Annotated in this window: 12 protein-coding genes, 2 tRNA genes and 1 pseudogene; 1 reads left to right on the top strand and 14 read right to left on the bottom strand. The window is 60.8% G+C overall.

Annotated elements, in window-relative coordinates:
- Positions 1–330 precede the first annotated feature (330 nt).
- Positions 331–1,326, top strand: coding sequence for a hypothetical protein (locus I2F59_RS08585; protein ID WP_195503882.1), 996 nt, complete (start codon positions 331–333; stop codon positions 1,324–1,326).
- A 212-nt stretch (positions 1,327–1,538) separates the two neighbouring features.
- On the opposite strand, the gene I2F59_RS08590 is transcribed toward I2F59_RS08585, so the two are convergent.
- The 14 genes and pseudogenes from I2F59_RS08590 to I2F59_RS08655 form a co-directional block, all read right to left on the bottom strand.
- Positions 1,539–1,612 (bottom strand) — tRNA-Gly (locus I2F59_RS08590).
- Between the two features lie 6 nt (positions 1,613–1,618).
- Positions 1,619–1,695, bottom strand: a tRNA-Pro gene (locus I2F59_RS08595).
- Between the two features lie 91 nt (positions 1,696–1,786).
- A complete protein-coding gene (gene brnQ / locus I2F59_RS08600; protein ID WP_195503883.1) occupies positions 1,787–3,145 on the bottom strand; it encodes a branched-chain amino acid transport system II carrier protein in 1,359 nt (452 codons plus the stop codon).
- A 77-nt stretch (positions 3,146–3,222) separates the two neighbouring features.
- On the bottom strand, positions 3,223–4,362 hold the full coding sequence (locus tag I2F59_RS08605; RefSeq protein ID WP_195503884.1) for an aminotransferase class V-fold PLP-dependent enzyme: 1,140 nt from the start codon (positions 4,360–4,362) through the stop codon (positions 3,223–3,225).
- Positions 4,359–4,610, bottom strand: a complete 252-nt coding sequence (locus I2F59_RS08610; protein WP_055286147.1) for a DUF3343 domain-containing protein — start codon at positions 4,608–4,610, stop codon at positions 4,359–4,361. Before I2F59_RS08610 ends, I2F59_RS08605 begins: the two co-directional genes overlap by 4 nt.
- Positions 4,611–4,629: 19 nt before the next feature.
- A complete protein-coding gene (yedF, locus tag I2F59_RS08615) occupies positions 4,630–5,256 on the bottom strand; it encodes a sulfurtransferase-like selenium metabolism protein YedF (RefSeq protein WP_055286145.1) in 627 nt (208 codons plus the stop codon).
- Positions 5,257–5,316: 60 nt separating this feature from the next.
- A complete protein-coding gene (gene selD / locus I2F59_RS08620; protein ID WP_082421864.1) occupies positions 5,317–6,366 on the bottom strand; it encodes a selenide, water dikinase SelD in 1,050 nt (349 codons plus the stop codon).
- 70 nt (positions 6,367–6,436) lie between these two features.
- Entirely contained in the window at positions 6,437–7,201 is a 765-nt protein-coding gene (locus tag I2F59_RS08625) for an acyl-CoA dehydratase activase (protein ID WP_055286143.1), read from the bottom strand.
- A 155-nt stretch (positions 7,202–7,356) separates the two neighbouring features.
- Positions 7,357–8,724, bottom strand: a pseudogene (locus I2F59_RS08630) (double-cubane-cluster-containing anaerobic reductase).
- Positions 8,675–9,958: a double-cubane-cluster-containing anaerobic reductase gene (locus I2F59_RS08635; RefSeq protein ID WP_195503885.1), complete on the bottom strand. Its 1,284-nt coding sequence runs from the start codon at positions 9,956–9,958 to the stop codon at positions 8,675–8,677. Before I2F59_RS08635 ends, I2F59_RS08630 begins: the two are co-directional and overlap by 50 nt.
- Before the next feature lie 429 nt (positions 9,959–10,387).
- Positions 10,388–11,458 carry a sulfate/molybdate ABC transporter ATP-binding protein gene (locus I2F59_RS08640; protein WP_138112235.1) on the bottom strand — a complete coding sequence of 357 codons (1,071 nt, stop codon included), beginning with the start codon at positions 11,456–11,458 and terminating at the stop codon, positions 10,388–10,390.
- 3 nt (positions 11,459–11,461) lie between these two features.
- Positions 11,462–12,904 carry a molybdate ABC transporter permease subunit gene (gene modB / locus I2F59_RS08645; protein WP_271755778.1) on the bottom strand — a complete coding sequence of 481 codons (1,443 nt, stop codon included), beginning with the start codon at positions 12,902–12,904 and terminating at the stop codon, positions 11,462–11,464.
- Between the two features lie 68 nt (positions 12,905–12,972).
- Positions 12,973–13,845, bottom strand: coding sequence for a molybdate ABC transporter substrate-binding protein (gene modA / locus I2F59_RS08650; RefSeq protein WP_195503886.1), 873 nt, complete (start codon positions 13,843–13,845; stop codon positions 12,973–12,975).
- 203 nt (positions 13,846–14,048) lie between these two features.
- Entirely contained in the window at positions 14,049–14,528 is a 480-nt protein-coding gene (locus tag I2F59_RS08655) for a MogA/MoaB family molybdenum cofactor biosynthesis protein (RefSeq protein ID WP_195503887.1), read from the bottom strand.

The following is a 14,528-nucleotide window of genomic DNA, read 5'->3' on the forward strand; positions in this document are numbered from 1 at the left end:
CATGTCTCCAGTGGAATACGAGCGGCAATACGCTTGAGGATCCTTAAAAGAAAGTCCAGTTTATCCTTCCCACTCCATTGGATACGCCTAGGCGCGGTCCAAGAAATCGTCCGCACCCCCTTTCAGGAACTATTTCACCGCAACTTTCTGTAAGGGTGGTTTTTAGTGCCGCCGAGGGGCACTAATCAACCGTTTGCCGATATGTTTGGCTCCGACTCATGACTCTGACCTGCCCCGTCAAGCTTTTGGTCAGTTCATGGCAAGGTCTGGCGGGCCAAATATGGGATAGCGTAGTGTCATTCACTCCCCCTCGAGACCATGGGGTCGAAAATGAGTCATGATAAACGCTGTTCCAAACCGCAATTAGAGCTGTTCTTCCGGTTATTCGAGGCCCATCATGGCGGGCACCTGTTTGTAGCTACCAAAAAATGGGATGAACGCTGTGCCTACGCGCTCATGCAAAAAGAGATGATTATTCGACTCTACAACCATGTCTACGCTGATCCCACGTATTGGAATGATCTCGGCGTCGAAGATCGCATCTTTCAATTGGCATCCGCTATTGCGGTCGTTGAACCGGATGCCGTGTTTTGTGGAGCAACGGCGGCACTGCTCTATGGCATCGGTTCTGCATATTCGCTTCTCGACAAGGTGCAAGTGCTGCTGCCGCGTTCCACCAGACGCGATATGTACGAATTCGTTGAATACCGACGCTGGCGGCCGGGCGACGTATGGCAGCTCGGCCCGTTTACGTTAACGGATCCATATCGCACGGTGGTCGACATCGCCCGAACGAGCGCTTTTCGATATGCACTAGGCTATGTCGACGGGTTGGCTCGTGAGTACGGTGTCGAGCGTGTAGAATTGCGTGCATATGCACAAGCGAACTGCCGCGGACTGCATGGCATCGCACGCGCATTTGACGTTTTTGAACATATGGATGGCAGATCGGATAACGGTGGAGAATCCGAGGCACGGGCGGCAATGATTCTGGCGGGAGTTGCCACACCCGAACTACAGGTTGAAATCACTCGACCGGGAAACGCCGGCTATTATTTGGCAGATTACGGCTGGCAGATGCCAAACGGCTCTTGGATGCTGGCTGAGCTGCATGGACTAGGCAAGTTTGAGGACGAGTCCCAAAATGATCCGGGACATACTGCGGCAAAAACCTATCGAGCTGCCCTCATGCGCGACGCGAACCTGCGTGCCATGGGCCACAACGTCATTCATTTCAAGCTCTCAGACACCTACGATGTCAAAGCGTTCGGCTCCATGATGCGCGGCTACGGTATACCAACCACAAAACCCTACGCAGACTCCTGACCGGCTGCCCTCATCTTCTCGACAACAGAACCCATCATCGACCCAGCCCGCTCGGCCTCAATAAGTTGCGGTGAAATAGTTCCTGGATAACAGCTTTTGCGGCTAATCCAGGAACTATTTCACCGCAACTTAGGTGGGGATGTGGGGTCCCCGGCATGTATATGAAAACGGCTCTGGCACCAAAAGGAGCCAAAGCCGTTAAAGATATCCTATGGAGCGGGCGACGGGAATCGAACCCGCGTCATCAGCTTGGAAGGCTGGGGTTCTACCATTGAACTACGCCCGCAAGATATGGTCGGGACGACAGGATTTGAACCTGCGACATCCTGCTCCCAAAGCAGGCGCGCTACCAAACTGCGCCACGTCCCGAAGGTGTTGAGCAGCTAAGGTCTAAACCTTGCGTGTCCCAAAGCGAAGGAAATTATAGGGGAGACTCCCCGCCTGTGCAAGCATTGATGCCTTAGCTCCTCGAATGTGCAACAAAACGACTATGGAGCAGACCGATCACAAATGCCACCACGGCAACCGGCGCCCACGCGGCACCGATATCCGCCAGCGGTAGCGCATCGAGCGGCAGCCACGCGCCCGCAAAGAACGCATCACGGACCGAGGTGATCACACTCTGCACCGCGACGACGCCGCCGACCCAGATCCACACCTGCGGATGAGCGTCGCAAAAGCCGTGTACCAAACCCATGAGGACCAGCACGATGGCGACGGGATACAAGGCGTTGAGCATGGGCACCGAGAACATGAGGATCACGTCGAGGCCCACGTTGGAGAGCACGCACGAAAACGCTGCGAACACAAAGGCGAGAATCGCAAAGGGACGGCGCATGGCCTCCTCGGAGGCCTCCGCTCCCCCTTTAACCACATACGTTTCGCAGAAGTAACGCGCGCAGCAGCTGATGAGGCCGATGCACACGTTCATGCAGGCGAGGAAGAAGATGGCGAAGACCACGACCGTGCCGGCAAGCCCAAAGTGCATGGAGGCCGAGCGGGCGAGAATGGCGGCGCCGTTGGTGGCGTCGGACATCACGGTGCCGAGCTGCATACCGGCAAGGGCCAAACCGCAGTAGATGACGGCCATGAGCACGCCCGCGATCACACCGGAACGCGAAATCTCGAAGGCCACGCGTTTGTCATCGGTAACGCCCAACTCGTGGATGGTCTCGGCGATGATGATGCCGAAGGCGAGTGACGCGAGCAGGTCCATGGTCTGATAGCCGGTCAAGAAGCCCTGCACGGCGGCACCGGCATTGTAGGGAGCCTGAGGCGCGGCAGCGGGACCCAACGGCGAGACCACGGCGGCACCCACAACCAGCACGATGAGCGCAATGAGCGCGGGGCCCGTAATGCGGCCGAGCACGCGCGTGATGACGCCCGGACGCAGCGTGAGCGCAAACGCGACGACAAAGAAGCCAACGGCAAACACCAGGCGAGCCGTGCCAAGCGAGACGCCCTCGGGCAGCAGCGGCACCAGCATCTCGAAGGCCGTGGAGCTCGTACGCGGAATGGCCAGGCACGGGCCGATCGCTAAATAGACCGCCGCGACAAAGAACTCACCGAACTTGGGGTGCACGCGGCCGGCAAGCTCGCGCGCCGTTCCGGCAAGCGCCACGGCGATAAAGCCCATAACGGGCAGGCCGATGGCGGCAATCAAAAAGCCAACCATGGCAAGCGGTGTGGCCGTGCCGGCCTGGAGCGCCAGCAATGGCGGAATGATGAGGTTACCGGCGCCAAAGAGCATCGAGAACAGCGCAATGCCGACGGTAACGACATGGTCGAAGCGCAGACCGCGCGGTGCGGATGAGGCCATAGGCACACCTTTCGGGTCGAAACAAAAACGGGACGGGCAAAAACACCCATCCCGCAAGTATAAACGGTCTAGCAGCTTTAGCAGGCTAAATCGCGCAAAGCGTCAATCGCGGTATCGACTTCCTCGTCCGTGTTGAAATACCCAAACGAGAAGCGAACGACACCCTGGCGCTCGGTCCCGAGCGCGCGGTGCATGAGCGGAGCGCAATGGGCGCCGGGGCGCGTCGCAATCCCCCACCCTTGCATGAGCGCGTCCGAGATCTCGGCAGAGTCGATATCACCCACGTTGAGTGAGACGATCGCCGAGCGCACGGGCTGGTCAAACGCACCGTAGAGCTTAATCCCCGGAATCTCGCGCACGCCAGCGAGAAAGCGATCAGCCAGCGCTCGCTCATGCGCCGCGATCGCCTCGACCCCGCCTTGCGCCTCGATAAAGTCGAGGCCGGCAGAAAGGCCCGCGATGCCGTGGCCGTTGAGCGTGCCCGCCTCAAGACGCGTGGGCCACTCAAGCGGCTGCAGCGCATCGAAGCTGTGCACGCCCGTGCCGCCCATGGCCCACGGCCACACGTCAATGCCCTCCGCCACGGCCAGCCCGCCGGTCCCCTGCGGACCCATGAGTCCCTTGTGGCCAGTAAAGCACACCACGTCGAGCCCCATGGCCTGCATATCGATATGCGCCGTGCCGACAGACTGCGAGGCATCGACGATCACCAGCGCGCCGGCCGCATGGGCCATGGCGGCCACGCGCGCAATGTCGACCTCATTGCCGGTCACATTGGAGGCGTGCGTCACCACTACGGCACGCGTGTCAGGCGTCACCAGCCGCTCGAGCTCGTCGTAGTCGAGCGCGCCGCTCGCATCGCAGCCCGCATGCTCAACGGTCACGCCCCGCTCTACCGCCAGGCGGTTAAGCGGACGTAGCACGGAGTTGTGCTCGAGCACCGTCGTGACCACACGGTCGCCGGGGCACACCACCCCGTTGATGGCGGTGTTGAGCGCCGCCGTAGAGTTGGGCGTAAAGCACACATGGTCCGCCCTCGGGCAACCCAAAAGGCGCGCGAGCTTGGCGCGGCAACCGTGAATCGTACGAGCGGCATCGAGGGCACCCGACGTGGCGCCGCGTCCGGCATTGCCGAGCGAGCACATCGCCTGCGTCACGGCATCGATGACCGTCTGCGGCTTGTGCATGGTCGTCGCCGCGTTATCTAGGTAGATCATCGCACGACCTCCCACATATCAATCACCGTAAAGTCCTCGGTGGGAACGCCCGCCGCGGCGAGTTCGCCGCGCAGCAGTTCCTCATCGGCAGGCAACGCCTTCCACGCCAGACCGCAGCCGGCAGCGACCTCCCCGGGTACGGGAATCGTTCGCCCGGGAAGACCGCGCTCAATGCACAGGGACTCGCAGCCCATGGCGGCCGCCGTGGTGGGAAACGTGATGACAAGCGCCGGGCGCTTCTCCCTCATGGCAACTCCAACCAATACGCTACGGGCGCACGACGCGCACGGCCTGCTCCATCTTCTCCACAATCACGTACATATTCGTGACCTCGCCCACCGCGAGCTGGTCCTTAATGCCATAGTGATCGAGGCAGGTACCGCAGGTGAGAATCTCGACACCCTGCTCGGCCAGACCCTTCAGGTCGTCGAGCACCGGCGAGCCCTCGACGGTGAGCTTGGCGCCGCCGTTGTAGAACAGCATGGTCGCGGGCAGCTCCTCCTGCTGCGTCACGGCAAAGATAAACGCCTTCATGAGCTTGTGGCCCAGCTCGTCGTCGCCACGGCCCATGCAGTCGGTGTAGACGGAAATGACGAGCTTGCCCTTGCCGGCGCTGGCATCACAGAAGGCAGCGCCATCCTGCTCGGGATCGGCCACGGCAACGGCGCCAGAGGTCGCCACGGTCACGTGCCACTCGGCGTCAGAAACCTTCTCGACCGAGGCCGTGCAGCCTTTCTCCTGCGCCATCTTGGAAATGTTCTTGACGGCGGTCTCATTATCGACCGAGGTCACGACGGCGCCCTCGCCATCGAGCTGCTTCAGGGCTTTGAGCGTCTTGACGACGGGCAGCGGGCAGGCATCGCCCATGGCATTGACTTCAATTTTGGTAGACATAGCTTTTCCTTTCGAAAGAACCGTTCAAGAGAACGGTAAACAGTTACATAAACGTGCGGGCTAGCGAACAACGTGGACGGCAGGACCGCCTGGCACCGACTCGCACACGCGACCGACGACGGCGGCAATACGTCCTTCGGCATGCAGACGGCGCGCAAGCTCATCCACATCGGCAGCAGGTGCCGCGATAAGCAGGCCACCAGACGTCTGCGGGTCGTACAGCGCGTCGAGCATGCCCGGCTCAAGGTCCTCGTCGGCCGTCACGCGCGGGCCAAAGAAGTCCTGGTTGCGGTAGGAGCCCGCGGGGATAATGCCCAAACGCGCCATGTCGAGCACCTGGTCAAAGAGCGGCACCGCCCCCGACGCAAGCTCAATCTGCACGCCCGAGCCCTCGGCCATCTCGCACGCATGCCCGATCAGGCCAAAGCCCGTGATGTCGGTGCAGCCGTGAAGCTCAAGTCCCTCGGCCAGACGAATCGGAGCCTCGTTGAGGGTGCGCATCGAGTCAAACATGGCTGCGGCCTCGTCCTGCTCGATGAGCTCGCCCTTAATGGCCGTGGTGATGATGCCCGAGCCAACCGCCTTGGTCAGCAGTAACGCATCGCCCACGCGCGCGCCGCTGTTGGCGAGCATGCGGTCGAGCGCGACAAACCCGCTCACGGACAGGCCGTACTTGGGCTCGTCGTCGTTGATGGTGTGACCGCCCGCGATGGAGCAACCCGCCTCGACGCACTTGTCGGCGCCGCCCGCCAGAATCTGACCGGCAACCTCAACGCCCAGACAGCTCGGGATGCACAGCAAGTTCATGGCATGGCTCGGCCGCCCGCCCATGGCGTAGATGTCCGACAGCGAGTTTGCCGCGGCGATCTGGCCAAACAAAAACGGGTCGTCGACCATCGGTGGGAAGAAGTCGATGGACTGCACGAGACCCAAGTTATCGCCAACGCGAAAGACGCTCGCATCGTCGGAGGTATCGAACCCCACGAGCAAGTTGTCGTTATGCACATTGGGTAAATCGCCCAGGACCTGGGCGAGGGCTCCAGGAGCCAACTTTGCGGCTCAACCGCTCGCGGCAGTCATAGACGTGAGCTTAATCTGATCGTCAGCCATCGATACCTCCTCTCATCGGTCAATCATTTTCTCCCAGTATACGCATGAATGCGAGCCTGCGGCGGATGCATTAATTGAGCGCCTGTGCGCGAATCGCCGCGCCGATGGCACCGGCAAAGCGAGCCTGGGGCGAGGTGGTCACCGGCGACCCCAGCAGCTCGCCCAACCGCTCCACCACGAAGGCGTTCTCGCACAGGCCACCGGTCAGGTAGTACGGGGCGCCCGCGGCCTGCCCGGCCATGGTCGCCACGCGCGAGACCACGCTGTCGATCACGCCACGCGCAATGTTCTCGCGCGGCTCACCGCGACCGATCAGGCTGATAACCTCGCTTTCGGCAAACACCGTGCACATGCTGCTGATCTTGGTGGGCTCGCCGGAACGCGCCAGGTCAGCCATCTGCTGCTGGGAAATGCCTAGGCGATCGGCCATGATCTCCAAAAAGCGCCCCGTGCCGGCGGCGCACTTGTCGTTCATGGCAAACTTGGCCACGCGGCCACTTTTAAGCTGAATGACCTTGGTGTCCTGGCCGCCTACGTCAATCACCGTGCCGTGATCCCCAAACAGGCGCACGGCACCGGTACCGTGGCAGGTGATCTCGGTCACGACCTTGTGCGCATAGGGCACGGCGACACGACCGTAGCCGGTCGCGACCACACGCACATCGTCGGCTGCCACGTCATAGCCGGCCGCTGCCAGCGCCTCGCGCAGCCGCTCGGAAGCATCGACCGAGGAGAACCCGGTTGGCTGCACGCACGTCCACGCCACCGAACCCTCCCCGTCGACCACAGCAGCCTTAGCCGCCGTAGACCCGATATCGATCCCGATCCCTATCATGGCTCTCTCCCAATCTAAACATCAAAGACAGCTGCGCGTTCAGGCGCCTTAGCTCTAGGTTTCTCAGGTGCCGGAGATTGCCCCGAAAGAGGAGCGCAGCGTACTTTGGGTACGCAAGCGACGGTTTGAGGAGCAAGATCCGGTGCCTGAGGAAGCTAGAGGGTTTCGATGAAGGCGGCGATGCGAGTCTCGATCTGGCCCATGTCACCGTTGCTGTAGTCGGTCTCGATCTTCATATACGGAATACCCACACCCTCGACAGCCCCCTGCATGCGCGCGCTCTCAACGTTGAAGGTGTGGCAGGCCTGTAGCACGCTCTCTACCACGCCATCGACATGGTACTTCTCGCACATGGCCAGCGTATTTTCCATACGGCCGTCGTTGGGCGTCATGACCGAGCAGTTGATGTCCAGGTAACGGTCGGCGATGGCGCGCAGGATATCGGGAGCCTCCGGGTCGATCATCATGGCCGCCGTGCGCTCACCCGAACAGTCGTCCATGCACACGACCACACCGCCGTTGGACTCGATGGTGCGACCGATCTTGTTGATTACGCCACCCACTGGGCAGCCGGTGATCAGAATGCGCTTGGCATCCGCCGCGACCGGGCGCTCGCCCGCGTCGTAGGCCTCGCGCAGCTTGACAATCTTTTGCTCCAGCTGCTGCGCATAGGCCTCGATATCAAAGCTGAACGTGCCGGCAAACATGGTGCTCATCAGGTCGACGCCGCTCATGGCCGCCGGCTGGTTGGCCTACAGCGCAAACATCTCGAGCTGGGCCGCACGCAAGCGGTTGCGACGACGGACGGCAGCGCGCAGGTCATCGTCGGTAATCGTGATGCCGTAGAAGTTCTCGAGCTCCTCCTTGAGCAGGCAGCACTCCTCGTACCAGCCTTCACGCTCGTAGGCGCGATCGCGACCCTGCGGAAGATGCAGAATGTGCGTGCGCTTGAGCTCGTTGAGTAGCTCGTACATCTTCTTCTTGCCGTCGCAGGTGGTCTCACCGATGATCATGTCGCTAAAGTACGTAAACGGGCACTTTTGCGAATAGGCAAAACCATACGTCGACTTGATGAGCGGACACAGATTTGCCGGCAGCACCTTCTCGGCCTCGGGAATCACCTCATCGGACGTACCGCAAAGGGCCACGCTCGAGGCGCCCGCGGCATCGATAATCTCGAGCGGCGTATAGCTGCACAAAAAGCCGACCAGACGATTGCCCGCCTGCTTGTAATCCTTGACACGAATAAACGCCGCCTTGCGCTGCTCGTTGAACTCCTCAAACGTGGATGGCAACGGCTGCTCCATATTTTCCGACATATAACTCCTTAACAAACCTTTTGACCAACCAAGGAAACGGCTTTCCCAGGTGCCCGAGGTTGCCGTGAAAGAGAAGCGCCGCGTACTTTGGTACGCAAACGATGGTTTGAACGGCAAGATCGGGTGCCTGGGGAAGCCGCCGGGACGGATACCCCTAAATGGTTTCCAAGAAAGCCTCAATCCTGGTTTGCAGTTGGCCTGCATCCTCGCCGGCGTAGTCGGTCGTGATGTGCATAAACGGAATGCCGGCCTCCTCGGCAGCCTTCTCCACGGCAAACGACTCCATCTCGTAGAGCGTGCAGAACTGCAGGGCCACGTCGACGATGCCGTCGGCATGCAAGTCCTTGGCCATCTGGACAATGTCCTTCATACGCTGATCGTTGGGCGTAAAGACGGCGCAGTTAATCTTAAAGTAGCGCTCGGCGATGGCGTCGAGCATCTCGTCGACCGTCTCACCGGACTCGTCGACCAGGTCCTTGTAGTAGCGCGAGCCCGTGCAGGACTCCTCGCCTACCACAACGCCGCCGGCCTTCTCGATGAGGTTGAACAGCTTCCAGTTGGGCACGGCCATGGGCGTGCCGGTGTACAGGATGCGCTTGGTCCCCTTGGGCGCCACGCCCTCGCCGGCCTCAACGCGCTGCTCGCACTCGGCGGCCATCTCGTTGATGGCTCCGGTCAGACGCGGCGTGTCGTCCATAAAGGCGGCCTGAACGGTCAGCAGGCTGTCGAGACCGCTGATGGGCGCCGGATCGGCAGCGCGCGTGGCAGCCAGACGCTGCAGGGCGCGACGCTTCTCGTTGACGGCGTGGATGGCAGCCTTCAGGCGCTCGGGCGTAATCTTGACGCCGCACTCTTCCTCGATCTTGGCGGCAAGCTTTTTAACCTCGGCCTTCCAGGTCACGAGCGTCGACTCGTCGTGCACGTTGGGGATATCCATGACGTACATGTTCTTTTGCGTGGCAAAGAACTCGTAGGCCTTCTTCTTGCCATCGCAGGTGTTCTCGCCCACCACCAGATCACTCGACTCAATGTAGGGGCAGACCTCGCCCAGCTTAAAGCCGGCAAAGCTCTTGATGAGCGGGCAGGTGTTGCGCGGCAGATGCTCCTCGACCTTGTCGGTCGCCCAGTCGGCACCCGAGCACAGGCCAACGGGGATGCCATCGCAGGCAAGCACGATCTCCTCGGGCACGTACACACAGAACGAACCGACGATCTTGGTGGCCTCGCTGGCCTCCCTCTTGTCGAGCATCTCCTTAATACGGCCGCTGTGGATGTTGGTGGCGACAAAATCCAGGTAGGACGTGGACTTGGGGCGATTGTTCTGCGTCAGGAACATATCGCCGTACATCTGGCCCACAGCGCCCAGCAGCATGTCGTGATCGGCAAGATTCATGCCGAGGCTCTCCCACATCGGATGGAAATCGAATTCTTCAGCCATGACGGTTCCCCTCTCGAACCAAATACGGATAACTACGGTATTGCTGCACGGTGGGCGACGAAAACCCAGCCGTGCCTAAACCCGGAATTTTGGGGGACCTGCTTTGCGGTCGATTATTTAGTTGTGCGTCGTCTCTCCCGGAGCCGTGAACATACCTGCTCATATGCGACTCCGAGCCATATACAGGGCGCGCGCGGCAACGCGGCGAACGTATGTCGTCTGCGGCATGTGCGCGTCCTCCTTTACAAGTTAAGGTCAACTATATCAACGGTCATCGACCATGCGAACACCGTTGACATTCGTACGACAGCGTCGTGTGCCGCCGTTTAATAAATAATTATCTGTGTTGATAAGAGTTTGTCATTCCCCATTAGGCGAACGGCAAGACAAAGCCGCCGAGACTTATATCCCCGACGGCATTACCCGGCGCTACCGACAAACCAGATGGATCCTGCTGGCATCAAAATGCATACGCAGGGTCTCGCCTTCTTGCGGTAACCCATCCGCTGGTACGCTCAATTTGTTGACCTTCCACTGCAGACGCGTTGGCGCATCGGCCCGCGGCGCATCCAACAGCACCAGGCGCTCAAAACGCGAATCGCTCACGCGCGCCACGTGCAGGTCGTAGCTGTTGCGACCCCGCTCGGCACGGTTGTCCACATGGAAGTAGCTCGCGCGAATGCCCAGGTACGCCACATTATCGGGAACCTCGCGACCCACGTTAAAGGTCATGCCCCAATCGAGCGCCTCAACTTCTTCGTCGCCGATCTTGCGCGCCCGGCTTGTGTTCTTGCAGCCCGTCAGGCGCAGCGCCGCCAGCGTCTGCGGACGGCGGACCACGTCCTCGACGGAGCCGATCTCCTCAACATGCCCGTCGTGCATCACGCAGATGCGCTGGCACAGGCGGCACGCTTCGTCGATGTCGTGGCTCACATAGAGCACGGTGCGGTTGCATACATCGAACAGGTCGAGCATGTTCTGTTCGAGGGCGCTCTTAAGATAGGAATCGAGTGCGCTCATGGGCTCGTCGAACATAAAGATGCCCGGGTGAGCCGCCACCATACGGGCAAGCGCCACACGTTGCTGCTGACCGCCCGAGAGGCGCGCGGGATAGCGGTCGGCAAAATCGGCTAGGCCAAAGATGCCCAGGTAGCGCTCGGCAAGTTTTTTACGCGCCGCGGCGTCGCCCGCGTCCTTTACGCCGGCACATACGTTATCGGCCACCGTCATGTTGGGAAACAGCTGATAGTTTTGGAACAGCAGGGCGCATTTGCGCTCCTGGGGCGACAGGTTGATGCCCGCCGCCGAGTCAAAAAAGGTCACGCCGTTGACGACGATCTTGCCCTCGTCGGGCGTCTCCACACCGGCAATGCAGCGCAAGGTGCAGCTCTTGCCGCAACCCGAGGCACCGAGCAGCGCCACACGCTCCTCGCCGGCCTCAAGCTGCATGTCGAGCATAAACCCGGGATAGCGCTTTTTAATATCCAGAACGAGCGACATGGCCTATCGACCTCCCTGCGAAGCGGCATCCTCGCGCATGAGCTCGGCCAGCGCCTCGCGATCGATACGCAGGGCGTCGCCGCCCACCGGGTCGAGCGAATCGCCCTGTCCGGCGAGCTCTTTGGCCTGCTTGTGCTTCGCACGCGAAAGGCCCCGCTCGCGATACTTTTGCGAATGCGCGGTGTACATGTTGACGAACAGGATGACCAGGAAACTAAACACAATCACAACGGCGACCCAAAAGAGGGCCACCGAGGTGTTGCCGCCCATCCACTCAAAGTAGATGGCGATGGGGATGGTCTGCGTAATGCCGGCGTAGTTGCCCGCAAAGAACAGCGTGCAGCCAAACTCGCCCATGGCACGCGCGAAGGCGAGCACCGTGCCGGCGGCAATCGAGGGCCAGCCAAGCGGCATCATGAGCTTGGTGAAGATGCGACGCTCGGACCAGCCCAGCGTGCGTGCCGCATCGAGCATCTGCGTGTCGAGGCTCTCGAAGGCTCCGAGTGCCGTGCGGTAGACCAGCGGAAACGACACAACGACGGCCGAAATGACCGCCGCGGGCCAGGTAAAGACGATCGAGATGCCGTGCGCGATGAGCCACTGGCCCACCCCGGTCGAACGGCCAAACAGAATAAGCAGCAAAAAGCCGCACACCGTAGGCGGCAGCACCATAGGAATCGTAAAGACCGAATCGAGCAGGCCCTTGATGCGACTCGAGGTACCCATGGTCTTCCACGCGGCGAACAGGCCCAGCGCAAACGCGATCACCAGGGCAAGACCGCTCGTTTTAATGGACACCCAAAACGGGCGATAGTCGATGTCGCCCAAAAAGGAAGCCAGAGAGGTCAAGGGCCCCTGCTCATCCCGCAACACGACAGACGATGCTTCTACCATGTGAGCGCTATCAAGCCAACGCGCGCCGCCCTTGGCATCACCCGAGGCTGATGCAATCACCACATAACGGTCCCCATCCGCACCGCGCTCGTCAAAGCTATAGGTATACCCGCCGGCATCAAACGTTGTTTCCGCCGTGACATACCAAGGAAGATCCACGTCCCCCAACTGCGCACCTCCCATGCAGTTTGCGCTGTCGAGCTCACAGACGAGGACCTTGAGACCCGATACACACTCGTTGTCCTGCAGATCCAATCCAAACTTCTCGACCGCCTTGGGCGATATCCACACCACAACGCGATCGGCAGCAGGCGCCACCACAAGGTCCACGTCCTCGTCAACGGGAAACCGGTAGCCCTCAGGCTGGCTCTCCATGGCACGAGCGGTCCCCTTGGCCAACCGCTCAAAACCCTCGATCCCATAGGAAAGCCCATGAGCGGTCGCAGCAACCTGGGCCCCGTCCTCAGCGTCCCCAGCAAACGCAAATCCCGGCACCCAGCAAAGCACGAAGGTCAAAGCACAGGCGACAAGCATGCGGAATCTATTAAGCACGAAAAGCTCCAAGCGAATACAAGGACGGAGTGAAACACAAAACGATGGAATTATCGCGCCAAGCCGCACTACGCGGAAAGCTCAAAGCCGTACTTAGCCCAAATCTTCTGAGCCTTCTTGTTGGTCAGACAGAAGTCGATGAACGCCTTGGCTTCGTCGGCATGCTCGGAGCTCTCGGCGACAGCGCCCGGATACACGATGGGCTTGTGCGAGTCCTCGGGACACACGAAGGCCTCCTCGATGCCGTCGTAGCGGAAGATATCGGAGCTGTAGACAAATCCAGCCACGCAGTCGCCTGTGGACACATAGGCGGCGGCGGTACCAACTTTGTCGGCCAGCGCAACCTTGTCGGCGATCTCGGGAGTATACTCGCCGTCGTCGCCCTCGGTGCCGGTGTAGAGGCCCACGGAGGCCAGAGCCTGGTTGGCGTACTTGCCGGCGGGGACGGTCTTGGCGTCGCCAATGGCGATCTTGCCGTCCAGGTTCGCGACGTCGGCGATGGCCTCGACCTTGGTGTCGGAGCCCTCGGCACGAATGATCACGAGGTCGTTGACGAACATATCCTCGCGGGTGTCGGTGTCGACGAGCTCAGCGGTCTCAGCGTCATCCATGGTGCCCTTGGAAGCAGTGATGAGCACGTCGACCGTGGCGCCGGCACGCATCTGCTCAACGAGGTCGCCGGAGGCCTTAAACTGCGTGTCGGCAAAGGTGGTGCCGGTCTGCTCGGTGTAGAGCTCCTGAACCTCGGGCAGGGCCTTCTCGAGCGAGTTGGCGGCAAAGACCTGCAGCTCGACAGCTTTCTTGGAAGATGCCTTAGCAGAACCGGCATCGGATCCGGCCGGCTCGGACGTCTTGCTGCCCGAGCAGCCGGCAAGACCAAGGCCGGCAGCGGCGACAGCAGAAAGCGAGACAAAACCGCGGCGTGAAACCATATCGAACATATTCAACCCTTTCGGACCTTGTGCCCGGGTACCCCACCGCGGGCTTTAATCTGTAATTAGATTATACTTTCGCGCGAATAATGATAGTGTGAAATTATTCTCGCCAGAGAATATAGTTTCGAGTTACCGAGCATCTCGGCGTCGCTTCGGCGGAAAACAAAGGCGGAGCAGCCCGTAAGGTCGCTCCGCCGCAGGTAGTGCGCTTATTTGGCGTGCCCGCCGCCCGCCGTCATCTGGGCCGCATGCTCCAGCTGGTCCGCTATGGCCTCCCAGCTTTCGCGGGCGGCCTTCGTGGATCCCGGAAAGTTGATGACAAGCGTATGCCCACGCTGCATGCACACGGCGCGCGAGAGCATAGCGCGGCGCGTCTTGGTCATGGAGTACGCACGGATTGCCTCTGCAATACCCGGCACATCGCGGTCGCAGACGGCACGCGTCGCCTCGGGCGTTACATCGCGCATCGAAAGCCCCGTGCCGCCGCAGGTGAGCACGACATTGGCGTGGCACTCATCGGCGGCTTCCACAATGGCATCACCGATCTCGCTGGCGTCGTCGCGCACGACCACATGCGAGGCGACCGTCCATCCCTGTGCCTCGATGAGTTCCTCGAGTGCGGCTCCAGCCTCGTCCTGGCCAAGATCGCGCGTATCCGAGCACGTCACAATCGAAATCTTCAACTCCAT

The sequence above is a fragment of the Collinsella aerofaciens genome, assembly GCF_015556945.1.
In the GTDB taxonomy this organism is placed as follows: Bacteria; Actinomycetota; Coriobacteriia; order Coriobacteriales; family Coriobacteriaceae; genus Collinsella; species Collinsella aerofaciens_AO.